Origin of the sequence: Aurantimonas endophytica (assembly GCF_014196845.1) — a bacterium.
In the GTDB taxonomy this organism is placed as follows: Bacteria; Pseudomonadota; Alphaproteobacteria; order Rhizobiales; family Rhizobiaceae; genus Aurantimonas; species Aurantimonas endophytica.
In genome coordinates, this window is record NZ_JACIEM010000001.1 from 635,712 (window position 1) to 650,991 (window position 15,280).

A 15,280-nucleotide genomic window follows, 5' to 3' on the forward strand; every position below is an offset into this window, starting at 1 on the left:
GAGGCTGATATTGCCCCTCCGACCGCCAATCCATCGCTCTCAAGGCCAGCGCACGAACCGCGAGGCCAACAGACAATACGACCGCCAACGCACCCAAGAGCAGCCATGGCGCCGCTGGTACTGGACAGCAGCATGGCGCCGGATAGCCAAGGCACAACTGGCTGAGCATCCACTATGCGCTGAGTGCGAGCGCAACGGACGCATCACTCCAGCAACCGTCTGCGACCACGTAGAGCCGCATCGTGGTGATCCGGTCATCTTCTGGCACGGAGAGCGACAGAGCCTCTGTACCGGCTGCCATTCGCGTGTGAAGCAGCGTGAGGAGGCCAGGGGGCGGGGCTGAAAAGTCCAGCCGCTCCTCCTAGTGCACCGGCGGTCTCGTGAATTTCCTACACGTGCAAAACTGGACTCCAAACATGGCCGGTGGACGACCACGCAAGCCGACGCACCTGAAGGTGGTCTCTGGCACGGCGCAGAAGTGCCGGATGAATCCGAACGAACCGGAAGCTGAGGTTGGCACGCCGCAGCCGGCGGACTGGCTTTCGGAGCGGGCGACGGTGATCTTCTTCGAGACCTGCGCCTCCATGGAGCGCATGGGCACGCTGAGCCTCGAGTGGGGCAACGTGATCGCCGACTACGCCTCGTGCGTCGAAGAGGTCGAGATCACCACGGGCATCATCGAGGATCTGGGGCGGACCTACACCACGACCACGCAGACCGGCGACACGATGTTCCGTCCGCGACCGGAAGTGGCGATGCGGTCGGATGCGATGAAGCGGGCGCAGTCGTTGCGTGCGGAATTGGGTCTCGGGCCGGCGGCCAAATCCAGGGTATCGGCATCGAAGCGCAATGAAGACAACCCGTTCAAGGCGCTCGGCTAGCCCGACGAACTACATCGACAGCGCGAACCGCTATGCGCGGGATGTAGTCTCCGGCAAGATCCTCGCCTGCAAGTGGGTGCGGCTCGCGTGCCAGCGCCATCTGGACGATCTCGCGAGGCAGAAGGACAAGGCGTTTCCGTTCCGGTTCGACAGGGCGAAGGCGGAGAAGGTCTGTCGGTTCCTTGAGCTGTTGCCGCACTCGAAAGGCGAGTGGGCGCGCAAAGGGCTCAAGCTACAGCTCGAGCCGTGGCAGTGCTTCAAGACGGCGGCGCTCTTTGGTTGGGTTCGCAAGCGCGATGGCCTGAGGCGGTTCCGCAAGGCGCTGATCCTGGAGCCGAGGAAGAACGCGAAGTCGACATGGGCGGCCGGGATTGGCCTCTACATGCTGACTGCGGACGGTGAGCATGGGGCAGAGGTCTATTCCGGCGCTACGACAGAGCGCCAGGCATGGGAGGTCTTCGGCCCGGCTCGGCTGATGGCGCAGAAGACGCCGGCACTGCAATCGGCCTTCGGGCTCTCGGTTAACGCTTCCAACCTGCACATCCTCGGCAACGGGTCGAAGTTCGAGCCCGTGATTGGCAAGCCTGGCGATGGTTCGTCGCCGACATGCGCGATCATCGACGAGTACCACGAGCACGACACTGACGTTCAGGTCGACACGATGGAAACCGGCATGGGCGCCAGAGAGCAGCCCCTGCTTCTGATTATCACGACCGCAGGGGACAATCTCGCCGGCCCGTGCTTCGCGGCGATGGAAGACGCGCAGAAGGTTCTGGAGGGGCTGGTCGAGAACGACGAGCTGTTCGCGCTGATCTACACGGTCGACCCCGAGGATGACTGGACAGGCGAGGACGCGCTTCGGAAGGCCAACCCGAACCTCGACGTGAGCGTGAAGGGCGAGTTCCTGCGGGCTCGCCAGCGGGACGCGATCAACAATCCGCGCAAGGTCGGCATCTTCAAGACAAAGCATCTGAACCTCTGGGTCCAGGCGCGGGACGCCTACTTCAATATCCAGCGCTGGAACGAGAGCGCAGACCCTTCGCTGAAGATCGAGGACTTCGCGGGCAAGCCGTGCCGCATCGGCGTCGACCTTGCTTCGACGATAGACATCGCCGCGGTCGAGATCACGTTCAGGCACGGCGACGGGTTCGCGCGGTTCGGCCGCTACTACCTACCAGAAGCCACCATTGAGCAGGGTGAGAACGAGCATTATCGGGGCTGGGAAAAGGCCGGTTGGATCACGCAGACCGACGGCGACATGATCGACTACGTGACGATCCGTGACGAACTCCTGAAGCTCGCCGCGGACTATCAGGTCGAGGAAGTCGCCTTCGATCCCCACCAGGCGATGATGATGATGTCGGAACTGGCGCAAGAGGGCGTCCCGACGATCGAGGTTCGGCCGCTGGTGCTGAACTTCTCGCCGGCCATGAAGCAGATGGACGGGCTGATCCGCTCCCGGAAGATCGCCCACAACGGCGATCCCGTTTTCACATGGATGCTGTCCAACGTCGTCGCCAAAGCCGACGCGAAGGACAACGTCTATCCCCGCAAGAACCGCGCCGAGAACAAGATCGACGGGCCGGTTGCGCACATGATGGCGCAGGCCCGCTGGATGTCAGCCGAGGAGGTCGGAATGAACTGGTCTGACATCTTCGAGAATGTCGTGAGCGCCTGATGGGTGTCTGGAGCCGATGGTTCGGCAAGCGCCTCACGGCCCGCGACGGCGCCCTCTATGACTTCCTCGGCGGCGACGACACATGGGCAGGCGAGAGTGTCACGCCGAAGGGCGCGCTGAACCTCTCCGCGTTCTGGGCAGGCACCCGCATAACCGCTGAGACAGTCGCCAGCTTGTCGCTGGACGTGATGGAGAAGCGTTCTGACGGCGTGAAGGTCCGAGTGACGGATCACCCGTTGCAGGCGTTGCTGGACGAGAGCCCGAACGCTGAACAAACGGCGATCGAGTTCTGGGAAGAGCGCGTCCTGGGGCTGTGTACTACTGGAAATGCATTCGCGGAGAAGGCGTACAGCGGTGCTCGGCTGGTGGCGCTCAATCCGATGCCGGCTGAGACCGCCGTGGTCCGCAATAGCAGCGGCAAGCTGGAGTTTCGGTTTCCGGACCGCGGCAAGGAAATCGTCCTGCCGGCGGAGAAGGTGTTCCACCTAAAGGCATTCGGTGAGGGTGATGTCGGCTTCTCTCCGGTGGAGTATGCGCGCCAGACCCTGAGCCTGACGATCGCCACGGAGAAGATGGCCGGGCAGGCCTTCTCCAAGGGACTTCGCTCCAAGGGCTTCTTCGTGATGCCTCCGGGCGCAAAGCTCAACGATGAGGCCCGTGCCTCTGCGAAGAAGAACTTCGTGGACGCGAACTCCGGGCCGAATGCGCCGTGGGCCATGCTGCTGGAAGGCGGCATGGACTTCAAGACCATCAGCCTGTCGATGCGCGATGCGGAGATGATCCTGAATCGCCGGTTCAACGTCGAGGATGTCTGCCGCTGGCTTGGGCTTCCGCCGATCCTCGTTGGGCACGCGGCTGAAGGTCAGACGATGTGGGGGACCGGTGTCTCCGCCATCATGCAGAACTGGCTCAATCTGAGTCTTCGTAACCGTCTGAAGCGTATCGAGCAGGCGATCACCAAGCGGATCATGACGCCGGAAGAGCGGCGCCGGTTCGCGGTGAAGTTCAACTACGAGGATCTGCTGCGGACGGACACCGAGGCCCGATACAAGGCCTATGAGGTCGCCATCCGCGCAGGCTTCAAGACCATCAATCAGGTCCGTCGTCTGGAGGGTGATGAGCCCGTTGATGGCGGCGATGAGATCCGCACGCAGATGCAGAACGTGCCGATCGATCAGGCCGATGCGGCGGCACAGGAGAACCAGCCATGAGCCTACGTAAACTCCCGGAGCTTCGGTGCCCGGACGGGCTCACAGGGTCCATCCACCTCACCGAAAAAGCTGCTCGGATGTACACGCCGATCGAGACGCCCCGCGCTGCCGCTGCGGATGGGTCCGACGTGATCTCCATCCTCGATGTTATCGGCTACGATTTCTGGACGGGCGACGGGGTAACCGCCAAGCGCGTCGGGGCGGCGCTCCGGTCGATCGGCGAGAAGCCGGTAACCGTCCAGATCAATTCCCCTGGCGGAGACTTCTTCGAGGGCGTCACGATCTACAACATGCTGCGCGCTCACCCAGCCAAGGTGACGGTGCAGATCCTTGGCATTGCGGCGTCAGCGGCTTCGGCGATTGCCATGGCTGCCGACGAGATCCAGATCGCCAAGCTCGGCTTCATGATGATCCACAACACGCAGTGGGTCGCAGCCGGCGACCGCCACGTCATGAACGAGACGGCGGAGATCATGGCCGTCTTCGATCAGGCGGCAGCCGAGATGTACGCTGAGCGGACCGGCAACAATGTCGATGCCGTGAAGGCGATGCTCGACGCCGAGACCTGGCTGGCGGGGCAGGGCGCCGTCGATAAGGGTTTCGCCGACAGCACTGCGGATTTCGAGGTAGAGCCGGCGGAGGTCAGCAATTCGACCACCGCGCTCTACCGACTGGAGGCGGCCCTTGCCGCCGGGAAGCCTGTGCCGCGCTCGGAGCGCCGCAAGCTGATGAAAGAGATTGTCGAAGGCATGCCGAGCGCTGCTCTCGATAACGCCAAGCCGGGCGCTGGCGAAGCCGCTGTCGAAGACAGCACCGACCTGTCCCTCGCACTGGCGCGACTGAAGCTCGCGCGGGCGTAAAGAACGGAACAACCCACTATGAGCAAGACCACGCAGGAGCTCCTTTCGGAGGTCTCCAACGAGCTCGTGCGCGTCAGCGACGAGTTCTCCCGCAAGGCCGAGGCAGCGATGTCCGAGGTCAAGAACTACGGCAAGCTCTCGGAAGAGACCAAGGGCGTCGTCGATGAACTGGCCTCCACGCAGTCGGCGCTGACCGGCGCCGTCGACGACCTCAAGGCTCGCCTCGGCGAAGTCGAACAGAGCGGCGCCCGTCGTGCCGGTGGCAATGCCGATCGGCCGAAGTCCTTCGGCCAGCAGGTCGTTGAAGGCGAGGCGCTGAAGGGCGTTACGTCGAGCATCGGCCGCGGCAAGAGCATCAGCGTCCCGGTGAAGAACGTCACCACGTCGGTCGACATCGCCGAGGGCGTCGTCGAGCCGCAGCGTCTGCCGGGCATCGACGTCGCGCCGAAGCAGCGCCTGTTCATCCGCAACCTGATCGCACCTGGGCGCACCACTTCCCCTGCGATCTTCTGGGTGCAGCAGACCGGCTTCACCAACGCCGCGGCAGTGATCGCGGCGGAAGGCACGGCAAAGCCGTATTCCGATATCGAGTTCGCCACCAAGATCACGCCGGTCGCCACGATCGCGCACATGTTCAAGGCGTCGAAGCAGATCCTCGATGACTTCGCGCAGCTCCAGTCGATGATCGACGCGGAGATGCGCTACGGTCTGAAGTATGTCGAGGAGCAGGAGATCCTGTTCGGGACGGGTCTCGGCGGCCACCTGGAGGGTATCGTCCCGCAGGCGACCGCATACGCCCCGGCGTTCACGGTCGATGCGCAGACGCCGATCGACGACCTCCGTCTCGCAATGTTGCAGTCGCAGCTGGCTCGCCTCCCGGCGACCGGCTTCGTCCTGCACTTCGTCGACTGGGCGAAGATCGAACTGACCAAGGACACTCTTGGCCGGTACATCATCGGCAACCCGCAGTCCCTCGCTGGCCCGACCCTCTGGGGTCTGCCTGTTGTGGCGACCGAAGCACCAGAGTTCCAGGGTGAGTTCCTGACCGGCGCTTTCCAGACGGCGGCTCAGATCTTCGATCGCGAGGACGCGAACGTGGTGGTCTCCACCGAGAACGTCGACGACTTCGAGAAGAACATGGTCTCGATCCGCTGCGAGGAGCGGCTGGCGCTCGCCGTCAAGCGGCCGGAAGCGTTCGTCACCGGGCCGTTCACCGTCCCGACCCCGTAATGGCATCGGCCGCCCTGGATCTCTGGGGCGGCCTTTCTCTCAACTGAGGATACGGCAATGGACCTGAAAGCACTGAAGACCTTCCGGCATGGCAACGAGAACGTCCGTCGCGGCGCGAAGGTCACCATGACCGAGGCACGCGGAAAGGAGCACGTCGCTCGCGGCCTTGTCGAAGAGATCAAGGCGCCGAAGCCCAAGGCCGAGAAGGCCAAGGACTGAGCATGCGCGTCGTCGTCATCACGCCACCCGAGCCGATCCTGTCATGGGATGAGGCCAAGGCGCATCTGCGTCTCGATGACGACGAAGAGCGCGTCTACGTCGAAAGCCTGATCGCCGCGGCGCAGGGCTGGATTGACGGCCCTGACGGCTGGCTAGGCCGTTCGGTGGGCTTGCAGACTCTTGAGTTTCGCGCCTGCGGGTTCTCCCGGGATCTATTGCCATATAGGCCTATCGTCTCCGTGGAGAGTGTCACCTATCTGGACCGGGACGGCGAAGAGCAGGTTATCGACCCCGCCTCCTACGAGATCAGGAACGGTTATCTGCTGCCTGCCACCGGCACCTCGTGGCCGTGGCTCTACAGCGACGATGAGGCTGTCCGCATTCGCTACGTGACCGGGCAGGAGACGCCGCCAGCGGCGATCAAACAGGCGATGCTTCTGCTGATCGCGCAATGGTTCTCCTTCCGCTCGAACGTGGCCGAGGACGGCGCCCCGGCTGAGCTGCCGATGGCGGTCGAGGCGCTTCTGAACACGTACCGGGTCTGGTCATGAAGCCGCTGAACATCGGCAAGATGGACCGCCGCATCACGCTGGAGCGGTTCACCGAGACGCGGGACGCCTTCAACGAACCCGTCCAGACATGGGCACCGCTCGCCACCGTGTGGGCCTCCAAGGAAGACATCCGCGACGGCGAGCGATGGTCTGCACAGGAAGTCGGCGCCGAGGTGACGACGCGGTTTCGGGTGCGATGGTCATCCGTGACCGCCGATCTCAACCCGAAGGATCGCGTACAGTTCGGCGGTCGCACCTACGACATCGTGGCTGTGAAAGAGATCGGCCGCCGCGAGGGGCAGGAGATCACCGCGAGCGCGAGGGCCGACTGATGGCGGCAACCGTCAAGGTCGAGGGCCTGAAAGAGCTTGAGATTGCGCTTGAGCAGTTGCCTCGCTCGACCGGCAAGGCAGCGCTCCGGCGAGTCCTGCGCAAGGCAGCGCAACCAGTGGCCGACGCGGCAACCGCCAAGGCACCGCGCGACGAGGGCAATCTTCAAGCAAGCATTGGCGTAGGGACCAAGCTGACCCGCCGCCAGCGTGGCGTGCACAAGAAGATGTTCAAGGACGACAAGGCGTCGGTCGAGATATTCGTCGGCGCGGGTGGTTTGCCTCAGGCGATCACGCAAGAGTTCGGCACCGTCGACCACGGGCCGCAGGCGTTCTTACGGCCATCGTGGGATGCCCACAAAGATGGCGTCCTCGACAGTATCAAGGCGGATCTCTGGGCTGAGATCGAGAAGGCCGCCAAGCGCCACGCCCGCAAGACGGCGCGACTAGCCGCGAAGGGCTGATCATGGAAGAGGCTCTAGCCGCTCACCTCCTGGCCACCGCCGGGCTGACAGCGCTTGTCGGCAATCGCGTCAACTGGAACGCCAGGCCGCAGGCTTCGGCCACGCCGTCGGTTGTCCTGACCAGAGTTGGCGGGACGCCGGATTACACGATGGCCGGTGCCTCCGGGCTGGTCGAGACGCGCGTCCAGATCGACGCCTGGGGCAAGACCTACTCATCGGCCATCGGCGTTTCACGCGCCGTCAAGACGGTCCTCAGCGGCTTCAGCGCCACGGTCGGCGCCATCATGTTCCAAGGGTCATTCCTTGAGAGCGAGAGACAATCCTTCGAACAAGGCTCAGGCGGGGAAGAGTTCCACCGCGTCAGCCTCGACTTCATCATCTGGCACAAGGAGACCTGACAATGGCCACCGAGGCAATGATCGGCTACCTCAGCACCTACGCAATCCATGACGGTGCCGACCCTGGCGTCTTCACCGAGATCGGCGAAGTGACTGAGATCACACCCGGCGAAGAATCCACCGACCGAGTGGACGTTACCCACATGCAGAGCCCCGACCGGCGCCGCGAATTCATCAGCGGCCTGATCGATCCGGGCGAAGCGTCGTTCACCATCAACTGGGTTCCAGGCAGCGAGACCGATATTCTCCTCCGTGAACTTCAGGCGAGCGGCGACAAGCGCGATCACAAGATCACGTTTCCGAATGGCGTCACCGTCACCTTCGAGGCCTCTGTCTTGACCTACAGCAAGTCCATGCCGATCGACGACCGCATGACGGCCACCATCACGGTTGCCCCGTCCGGCGCCGAAACGTGGACGGAGGCCGCCTAATGGCGAACCCGATCAAAGGCGAGATCGCGTTCGACGCTGACGGCACGCCCTACAAGCTGGTGTTCGACTTCAATGCGATCGTCGCGATCGAGGAGGAGTTCGACATCAAGATGGAAGACCTCGGCGAGGTGATGGGGGCAAAAGCCTCCTCATTCCGCAAGGTCTTTCAGATCGGGCTCCAGCGGTTCCATGATGACGTGACAGAGGAAGAGGCCGGCGACATCATCACCGCCGTGGGCACGGCCGAAGCCAGCCAGCTTATCACCCGCGCGTTTCAGGCGTCGTTCCCGGCGACGGAGGCAGGCAACACCAATGCCCGCCCTCAGAAGGCGAAGGGGCGCCGGACTGGCTAGCGCTCTACGGGACATGGGCCGGCGAGTTCGGTCTACCGCCTGACGAGTTCTGGCGGCAGACGCCACGGACGTTCGCCGCGGTGATCGACGGGCGGGCGCGCAAAGCCAAGCAAGAGCAGGAAGGCCGCGCCTGGCAGGCGTGGACGACCGCCGCGCTCTACCGTTCCAAGAAGTTCCCCAAGCTCAAAGACATCATGCCTTCGGACAAGCCGAAGCGACCGCAGAAGATGCTCCCCGAACAGATCGAGGAAGTCGTTCGGTCGTGGTTGTCGGGCAGACGGAACAGGTGACGTATGGCCGGTAATGCAGTGATCGGCGCCCTCCGCGTCAATCTGGGGATCGACACCGCCGCCTTCGACAAGGGCCTGCAGGGCGCGCAGGGATCGCTCGGCAAGGTCGGGCAGATGATGAAGGGTGCTTTCGTCGCAGCTGCGGCTGCGGCGGTCGCGGCTATCGCCGGTATCGGCCTTGCCATTCGCGGCATCATCAACGACGCCGACGACCTCAGCAAGACGGCGAGCAAGATCGGTATTCCGATCGAGGAACTGTCGCGGCTGAAGTATGCGGCGGATCTCTCCGGCGTTTCCATCGGCCAGCTTCAGACGGGCGTGTCCCGGCTGTCCCGCAATATGAAGGACGCGGCGGCTGGCACGGGCACCGGGGCAAAGGCGTTCCAGCAGCTCGGCATCAGTGTCAAGGGCGCGGACGGCAACCTGAAGTCCGCCACCGAGATTATGGGCGAGATCGGCAACCGCTTCGCCACCATGCCGGACGGGGCGGAGAAGACTGCCCTGGCGATGGAACTGATGGGCCGCTCCGGCGCGGATCTCATCCCATTGCTCAATGGCGGTGCCGCCGGGCTCAAGGCTCTGACTGACGAGGCCGACGCATTCGGCCTGACGATCAGCGCCGAGACGGGCCGCGCGGCCGAGGCCTTCAACGACAACCTTGCCCGCGTGGGCTATGCGGCGACCGGCGTTGCCACCTCGCTCGCTGCCGCCCTTCTGCCGGCCATGGTGGTTGTCTCTGAGGCGCTGGTGGCGATGGCGCGGGGCTTGGTCGAGATGCTGGCCTATCTGCCGACTGTCGCGGAATATGCGGCTGTGGCTGGCAGCGCGCTGGCGATCATGATCAGCCCTCAGATCATCGCCTCGATCTACGCGGCGGCCACGGCGCTCGGCACGGCCCTTGTCGGGGCTCTGCAGGCTGTCGCTCTGGCAGCGGCGGCGAACCCTCTCGGCGCGCTCGTCGTCGGCATCACGATCGCGGTCACGGCGGCTTACCACTTCCGCGACGAAATCCAGCAGGCCATCGGTGTCGATGTCGTCGGGATCGTGAAGGGGGCGGCCAACACGGTCGCGAACGCCTTCACGCTGGCATACGAGAACATCAAGGCCACCTGGTCGGCGCTTCCGACCTTGATGGGCGAGATCGTCACCGACGTGGTGAACGCTGTCATTGCCGGCATCGAGTACATGATCAATGACACCAAGCGCCGCATTAACGAGCTGACGAGCCTCGCCAATAGCGTGACGGCTTTGGTGCCTGGGGGCGACGGGCTGCAGATCGCCCCGATCGGTCCCACCGAACTCGGCCGCTATGGGGGCCAAGGCCCCGGAGCCTATGCGGCGCTTCAAGAGACAATGGGCGCCAATGCCAAGTCGATCATGGGGCGAGACTTGTTCTCGGGTTCGGTTGGCGTTGGCGAGGACGCCATGCGGTCGGCTTCTGATGCGGCGGCGGGTCTGACCGCGGCACTCAACAGCGTTTCTACTGCGGCTGGCGGGGAGGCAGGCGGCGGCAGTGGTCTGGCTGGCGCCGGCAAGAAAGCGGCCGACGCATGGAAGGGCCTTCGCAAGGAAACTGACGCCAGCAAGGCCAGCCTGTCCGAGCTGGGCAACGTCGGGCAGTCGATCGGGCGAACCATCGGCAGCGCCTTCAAAGGCCTGATCGACGGCTCCAAGGGCGTCAAGGATGCGCTGACGGACGTGCTGTCGAGCCTGTCGGACATGCTGATCAACAGCGCGTTTCAGTCGCTGTTCAGCCCTGCAGGCGGTGCCGGCGGCGGTGGCCTGGGCGGCATCCTCAGTTCCATTTTCGGCGGGTTCCGCGCTGCAGGCGGGCCTGTGTCCAGCAGCAAGAGCTACATCGTCGGTGAGCGGGGGCCTGAGCTGTTCTCGCCGGGGCGGTCGGGCTCGATCATCGCCAATGACAACCTCGGCGCGGCATCCGGCAAGCAGACGATTGAGCTGAACCTTCGGATGGATACGGGCCTGGTCGCCGAGATCGCTGACAATCAGATCCAGACCCGCGCTGGCGAGATCGTGAAGGTGTCGGTGAAGACCATGCAGGACAACTTCAAGACGGTGCAAGGCGAGGCGGCGCGTCGGGGGCAGGTGAGGCGGTGACGACTTATCCTCGCGAGCTGCCGCCCACTAATTGGGCTGACATCAACCTCAGGCTTGAGCTCTCGGTTTCGCAATCGCGTTCGGGTAATCGCCTGACGAACATTATCGAGACCGCAGATCCCGTGTGGGTAGTGACGCTCAAGACGATCCCGATCCGCCGGGAGGCTTTCACGGAAGTGGAGGCATGGTGGAATTCTCTCAGGGGCGGCCTTCGCAGCGCCATCTTCCGACATCCCGCATGGCCGGGGCCTCGCGCAAATAGGGACGACCTGACGCCAGCGCAGACGGTCGGGACGGTCGCGGTGATCGTCAACAGCGGAACCGTCTCGACCACGGGCCTTGCCGCTGGGCTGATCATCAGCCGCGGCGATTACGTGACGTTCTTCAACGGCATCCATCATCTAGCGCAGGTGACCGACACCTCTGGCGCAGGCACGACGCGGACGATCGAGTTCGAGCCGCCGTTCCCGCCAGGATCGGCGTTTACCGGCGCAGCCGTCCACTTCGCCAATCCGAGCCTCTACATGCGCCCGGTGGCCGGGTCATTCCAGAAGTCCGGCGACATCCTGTTTCAGCAGGCTTCGTTCGAGCTGATCGAGACGAGGCTGCCGTGAGGCCCCTTAACGCAGACACGCTCACCCTGCTCGACGCGGGTCGGGCCGTCATCCGTGGCATGGTCCGCTTCGATTTCGGCACAGGCATCTACTGCTTCTGGAAAGGCTCGGCGCCGTTCGAATTCGAGGGGCGTACCTACCTGCCGGGCGGCGTGATCGAGGTAGACGACATCCAGGGCAGCTACGGCTCCGAAGCGGTTGGGCTCACCATGCGCCTGGCCGAGGCGCCAGACGACGGGCTGACGCCGGCGGTGCTCGCGACGATCGAGCAGGAGGATTACCACCAGCGGCCAGTCACGATCTCGGATGCCTATTTCCATCCGGACACCAACGCCCTGCTGTTGGTCGAGCCGGTCTATCGCGGCCTGGTCGACGTCATCGACCACGAGTCGGGTGAGCAGTCCGCGCTGGTGATCCAGTGCGAGGGCCGGGCGCTGGACAACGTGAAGCCGGGCTTCCGGGTGCGCTCAACGGCCGACCAGCAGTCCATATGGCCGGGCGATCGGTTCTACGAGCACGCGGAGGTCTCGGGCAAGCAGGAGATATTCTGGGGGAGGGACAAGCCATGACCCGCATACCCGGCTGGGAAGAGGCGCTGGTTCGCGCGATCGAGGCGCACGCAGCGCTGCCGTTCGCCTGGGGCGCCAGCGACTGCGGCTACCTCGCCACCGACTGCATCGGGGCGATCACCGGCAAGGTGCCGTTCAAGACGTTCCGCGGCTACAGGACCGAGACCGGCGCGGCGAAGAAGCTGCTGAAAGCCGGTTTCGACGATATCGGCGACCTGTTCGCGTCCGCCTATGACGCGATCCCACCGGCCCTGGCGCAGCGCGGCGATGTCGGCACGATCGAGCGTGACGGCAAGGTCGGCGCCGCGGTCGTGACCTCTTTCGGCGTCGCGATCAAGACCGAGCACGGGGTCGGCTACGAGCCGATCACGGCGCTCTCCCGAGCCTTCCGCATCGGATAAGCCATGCCATTCATCGCACCAGCCATCGCGGCCATCGGCGCTGCGGCCACCGGCATTGCATCGTTCGTTGGCGGGCTCGGCATCGTCGGTCAGGCGCTGCTCGGCATCGGGCTCAACTTCGCTGTCAGCGCGCTCCGGGGCGACCAGAAGCAGGAACCTGTCAGCGGCACACAGTTGCAGGTGCAGTACGGCGCCGATCGGCCGCGTGAGGTCGCAGTCGGGCTGGTCGCAGTCGCGGGGCATGATGTCTACACGAACACCTACGGCGCTTCGAACAAGTACATGCAGAAGGTGTTCGTGCTGTCGGACTTTCCGGTCACGGCGCTAACGCGGATTGCGGTCAACGGCGAGTGGCGCGCGATCAATTGGGGCAACGTCGAGGGTCGGGGCGCACAGGTCACCGGGTTCGAGAAGGACGTTCTGCGCATCCGGTTCTACGACGGGCGGCACACCGCGCTGCAGGCGGCCGAGTTCGGCGAGCACGGCCTCGTCGGCTCGTCCAACCCGGCCGGGCGATGGACGGCGGACCATGTCGGCAAGGCGACTTCGTTCGTCGTCGTCAACGCCCGCTTCGACGACGAAGAGATGGCCTCGCTGCCGCAGTTCCTGTTCGAGTTCCAGGGGGCGCCGCTCTATGACGTGCGCAAGGATACGACCGCCGGCGGCGCCGGGGCGCAACGCTGGAACGATGTGGCGACGTGGGAGTATTCCGAGAACCCGATCGTCCAGGCCTACAATTACGAGCGCGGCTTCTTCGCCAACGGCCAGTTGCTGGTCGGCAAGGGCGTGCCGGTGGCGGATCTTCCCGCTGCGCCATGGATGTCGGCTGCGAACGTCTGCGACGAGAGCACGCCCACCCGGTCGCTCCGCTACCGGGCAGGGGCGCTGTTCTCCACCAGCGATGGCGTCACGCATTCGGACAATCTCGCTCCTGTGCTCGAGGCGTGCAGCGGCGGCCTGTTCTACCTGGTCGACGGCGACCATCCGATCGTCGGCGCCAACCAGCCGGTGGTCGCGACACTCACCGACGACGACATCATTGTCGGCAGCCCGCGGCAGTTCCGGGCCAAGCGGTCGCGCTCGGATCTCGTCAACACCGTCTTCGGCACCTACAACTCACCGGACGATCTGTGGGCGGCCACGTCCTACGACCCCCGCTCCTCGGCGCCGGCGCTTGCGGCCGATCGCGAGCGCCATGCGAAGGCGCTTAACTTCGGGGCGGTGTTCGTCGCCAGCCAGGCGTCGGACCTCGCCGAGGCGGCGCTGCGCCGGGCACGCTATCAGGCGTCCGAGACGGTCATCGTCCGGCCGCGCTGGATCGTTCTGGAGCCCGGCGACTGGATCTCGCTCGCCAGCGCCCGCTACGGCACGCGGACCTATCAGGTGGTTGGCCGCTCGCTCGGCGCGCTGAACGCCAATGGCGCCCGCAACGTGACTCTGACGCTCGATGAGGTCGGCAACGGCATCTACGACAGCTCGGTGGTCATTCCCGAGCGGCCTCCGCGCATATCGCCCGGCTTCCCGGTGCGGCTGTCTACGCTGCAGGGTTTCATCGCCTATGCGAGCCAGGTCACCAACGCAGCGGGCAGGGCGCTGCCTGCGATCACGGTGCAGTGGGATCTGATCGACGACGTGACGGTCGATGCCGTTGTCATCGAATATTGGAAGTCGGACGATCCGGCGCGTCGCATTCAGGCGACGTTCGATCGAGCATCTGTCAGCGGTGTGGTGGCTGAGGGTCTGGTGCCGCGGACCTCCTACACGCTGCAGGGAACGGTGGTGACCAACCCGCCGCGCAACACGTTCTTCTCGGCGCCGCAGATCGTCACGACGCTGACGGAGGACCTGGCGGCCGAGCTCGCCGACCTGCAGGAGGATATCCAGGAGATCCTGCGGTTCGGGCCGGAGAGCCTCGCGCGGTTCGAGGAGCTTCTCGAAGGCCTCGCGGCAACGATCGCCACGACCAATGTCGTCCAGCACAGCGAGGCCGAAAACGCCAACGCCTCCCTCATCGAGGAACGCACCACGCGAGCGACAGAGACCGAGGCTCTGGCCAGGCGCACCGACGGGGTGGTGGCGGAACTGACTGACGTCGCCACGCTTGCCACCGGGACCGCGACTGTTGTTGAAACGATGGAGGGGCGTGTCACCCTCACAGAGGAGGGGCTTGCAGTCGCTGCCGAGCGTCAGGAAATAGTAGAGTCCCGGATCGACAGCGTCGAGGGCGTCAACCTCGGCCAAGCCAACGCGCTCAACTCGCTGTCTACTTCGGTGACGCAGCAGGGCAACTCGATTACGGCGCAGGCAAATCTCATCAGCGGCGTGCAGGCGACGGTGGGCGAAGTCTCGGCGCAGGGGCTGTTCAGCACGCAGGTCGTGGCAGGGGGAAGCGGCGGCAGCGTTCGGCTTGCGCTCCTGGCTCGCGTCACCGCCGGGTCAGGCTACACTCAGACAGGCATCTTCCTCGACATCACTAACGGCGTTGGAACCGTCCTGATCGACGCGAACCGCTTCATCATCACCGACGGCGCGAACCCGAACGTCTTTCCGTTCGTCGTGCAGGGCGGCATCGTGAAGCTCGCCATTGCCCGGTTCCAGCAGCTCATCTCCGACAATGGCAAGATGCTGATCGACGGGTCGGGCGGGACTATTTCGATCTATGACTAGGCGACTTTATGCCGGC

The 15,280-nt window shown here is 64.6% G+C and carries 18 protein-coding genes; all 18 read left to right on the forward strand.

Annotation, left to right across the window (positions count from 1 at the left end):
• Positions 1-485: 485 nt before the first annotated feature.
• The gene (locus GGR03_RS03160) at positions 486-881 is read left to right on the forward strand and encodes a P27 family phage terminase small subunit (RefSeq protein ID WP_183206095.1); all 396 of its coding nucleotides are present in this window, start codon (positions 486-488) and stop codon (positions 879-881) included.
• A complete protein-coding gene (locus GGR03_RS03165; protein ID WP_183206096.1) occupies positions 850-2,559 on the forward strand; it encodes a terminase large subunit in 1,710 nt (569 codons plus the stop codon). Before GGR03_RS03160 ends, GGR03_RS03165 begins: the two co-directional genes overlap by 32 nt.
• Positions 2,559-3,770 (forward strand): phage portal protein, encoded by a 1,212-nt coding sequence (locus GGR03_RS03170; RefSeq protein WP_183206097.1) that lies wholly within the window; start codon positions 2,559-2,561, stop codon positions 3,768-3,770. Before GGR03_RS03165 ends, GGR03_RS03170 begins: the two co-directional genes overlap by 1 nt.
• Positions 3,767-4,630 carry a head maturation protease, ClpP-related gene (locus GGR03_RS03175; protein ID WP_183206098.1) on the forward strand — a complete coding sequence of 288 codons (864 nt, stop codon included), beginning with the start codon at positions 3,767-3,769 and terminating at the stop codon, positions 4,628-4,630. The genes GGR03_RS03170 and GGR03_RS03175 overlap by 4 nt, the downstream gene beginning before the upstream one ends.
• A gap of 18 nt (positions 4,631-4,648) precedes the next feature.
• Positions 4,649-5,860 carry a phage major capsid protein gene (locus tag GGR03_RS03180; RefSeq protein ID WP_183206099.1) on the forward strand — a complete coding sequence of 404 codons (1,212 nt, stop codon included), beginning with the start codon at positions 4,649-4,651 and terminating at the stop codon, positions 5,858-5,860.
• 57 nt (positions 5,861-5,917) lie between these two features.
• Complete coding sequence (locus tag GGR03_RS03185) at positions 5,918-6,079, forward strand: hypothetical protein (RefSeq protein ID WP_183206100.1); 162 nt, start codon at positions 5,918-5,920, stop codon at positions 6,077-6,079.
• A 2-nt stretch (positions 6,080-6,081) separates the two neighbouring features.
• On the forward strand, positions 6,082-6,630 hold the full coding sequence (locus tag GGR03_RS03190) for a head-tail connector protein (RefSeq protein ID WP_183206101.1): 549 nt from the start codon (positions 6,082-6,084) through the stop codon (positions 6,628-6,630).
• Complete coding sequence (locus GGR03_RS03195) at positions 6,627-6,962, forward strand: phage head closure protein (RefSeq protein WP_210291984.1); 336 nt, start codon at positions 6,627-6,629, stop codon at positions 6,960-6,962. Before GGR03_RS03190 ends, GGR03_RS03195 begins: the two co-directional genes overlap by 4 nt.
• Positions 6,962-7,423: an HK97-gp10 family putative phage morphogenesis protein gene (locus GGR03_RS03200; protein WP_183206102.1), complete on the forward strand. Its 462-nt coding sequence runs from the start codon at positions 6,962-6,964 to the stop codon at positions 7,421-7,423. Before GGR03_RS03195 ends, GGR03_RS03200 begins: the two co-directional genes overlap by 1 nt.
• 2 nt (positions 7,424-7,425) lie before the next feature.
• Positions 7,426-7,821 carry a DUF3168 domain-containing protein gene (locus GGR03_RS03205; RefSeq protein ID WP_183206103.1) on the forward strand — a complete coding sequence of 132 codons (396 nt, stop codon included), beginning with the start codon at positions 7,426-7,428 and terminating at the stop codon, positions 7,819-7,821.
• Between the two features lie 2 nt (positions 7,822-7,823).
• A complete protein-coding gene (locus tag GGR03_RS03210; RefSeq protein WP_183206104.1) occupies positions 7,824-8,252 on the forward strand; it encodes a phage tail tube protein in 429 nt (142 codons plus the stop codon).
• A complete protein-coding gene (locus tag GGR03_RS03215) occupies positions 8,252-8,605 on the forward strand; it encodes a hypothetical protein (RefSeq protein ID WP_183206105.1) in 354 nt (117 codons plus the stop codon). The genes GGR03_RS03210 and GGR03_RS03215 overlap by 1 nt, the downstream gene beginning before the upstream one ends.
• Before the next feature lie 80 nt (positions 8,606-8,685).
• The gene (locus tag GGR03_RS03220) at positions 8,686-8,895 is read left to right on the forward strand and encodes a hypothetical protein (protein WP_246367571.1); all 210 of its coding nucleotides are present in this window, start codon (positions 8,686-8,688) and stop codon (positions 8,893-8,895) included.
• Between the two features lie 339 nt (positions 8,896-9,234).
• Positions 9,235-11,013, forward strand: a complete 1,779-nt coding sequence (locus GGR03_RS03225; protein ID WP_183206106.1) for a phage tail tape measure protein — start codon at positions 9,235-9,237, stop codon at positions 11,011-11,013.
• Between the two features lie 302 nt (positions 11,014-11,315).
• Positions 11,316-11,627 carry a hypothetical protein gene (locus GGR03_RS03230; protein ID WP_183206107.1) on the forward strand — a complete coding sequence of 104 codons (312 nt, stop codon included), beginning with the start codon at positions 11,316-11,318 and terminating at the stop codon, positions 11,625-11,627.
• On the forward strand, positions 11,624-12,196 hold the full coding sequence (locus tag GGR03_RS03235; protein ID WP_183206108.1) for a DUF2163 domain-containing protein: 573 nt from the start codon (positions 11,624-11,626) through the stop codon (positions 12,194-12,196). The genes GGR03_RS03230 and GGR03_RS03235 overlap by 4 nt, the downstream gene beginning before the upstream one ends.
• Complete coding sequence (locus GGR03_RS03240; RefSeq protein ID WP_183206109.1) at positions 12,193-12,597, forward strand: DUF6950 family protein; 405 nt, start codon at positions 12,193-12,195, stop codon at positions 12,595-12,597. The genes GGR03_RS03235 and GGR03_RS03240 overlap by 4 nt, the downstream gene beginning before the upstream one ends.
• Positions 12,598-12,600: 3 nt before the next feature.
• Complete coding sequence (locus GGR03_RS03245) at positions 12,601-15,264, forward strand: phage tail protein (RefSeq protein ID WP_183206110.1); 2,664 nt, start codon at positions 12,601-12,603, stop codon at positions 15,262-15,264.
• Positions 15,265-15,280 lie beyond the last annotated feature (16 nt).

Excerpts from the sequence above, each read along its gene's own strand:
- GGR03_RS03160 (WP_183206095.1), top strand. The coding sequence starts at position 486 with ATGAATCCGAACGAACCGGAAGCTGAGGTTGGCACGCCGCAGCCGGCG.
- GGR03_RS03165 (WP_183206096.1), top strand. The coding sequence starts at position 850 with ATGAAGACAACCCGTTCAAGGCGCTCGGCTAGCCCGACGAACTACATC.
- GGR03_RS03170 (WP_183206097.1), top strand. The coding sequence starts at position 2,559 with ATGGGTGTCTGGAGCCGATGGTTCGGCAAGCGCCTCACGGCCCGCGAC.
- GGR03_RS03175 (WP_183206098.1), top strand. The coding sequence starts at position 3,767 with ATGAGCCTACGTAAACTCCCGGAGCTTCGGTGCCCGGACGGGCTCACA.
- GGR03_RS03180 (WP_183206099.1), top strand. The coding sequence starts at position 4,649 with ATGAGCAAGACCACGCAGGAGCTCCTTTCGGAGGTCTCCAACGAGCTC.
- GGR03_RS03185 (WP_183206100.1), top strand. The coding sequence starts at position 5,918 with ATGGACCTGAAAGCACTGAAGACCTTCCGGCATGGCAACGAGAACGTC.
- GGR03_RS03190 (WP_183206101.1), top strand. The coding sequence starts at position 6,082 with ATGCGCGTCGTCGTCATCACGCCACCCGAGCCGATCCTGTCATGGGAT.
- GGR03_RS03195 (WP_210291984.1), top strand. The coding sequence starts at position 6,627 with ATGAAGCCGCTGAACATCGGCAAGATGGACCGCCGCATCACGCTGGAG.
- GGR03_RS03200 (WP_183206102.1), top strand. The coding sequence starts at position 6,962 with ATGGCGGCAACCGTCAAGGTCGAGGGCCTGAAAGAGCTTGAGATTGCG.
- GGR03_RS03205 (WP_183206103.1), top strand. The coding sequence starts at position 7,426 with ATGGAAGAGGCTCTAGCCGCTCACCTCCTGGCCACCGCCGGGCTGACA.
- GGR03_RS03210 (WP_183206104.1), top strand. The coding sequence starts at position 7,824 with ATGGCCACCGAGGCAATGATCGGCTACCTCAGCACCTACGCAATCCAT.
- GGR03_RS03215 (WP_183206105.1), top strand. The coding sequence starts at position 8,252 with ATGGCGAACCCGATCAAAGGCGAGATCGCGTTCGACGCTGACGGCACG.
- GGR03_RS03225 (WP_183206106.1), top strand. The coding sequence starts at position 9,235 with ATGAAGGACGCGGCGGCTGGCACGGGCACCGGGGCAAAGGCGTTCCAG.
- GGR03_RS03240 (WP_183206109.1), top strand. The coding sequence starts at position 12,193 with ATGACCCGCATACCCGGCTGGGAAGAGGCGCTGGTTCGCGCGATCGAG.
- GGR03_RS03245 (WP_183206110.1), top strand. The coding sequence starts at position 12,601 with ATGCCATTCATCGCACCAGCCATCGCGGCCATCGGCGCTGCGGCCACC.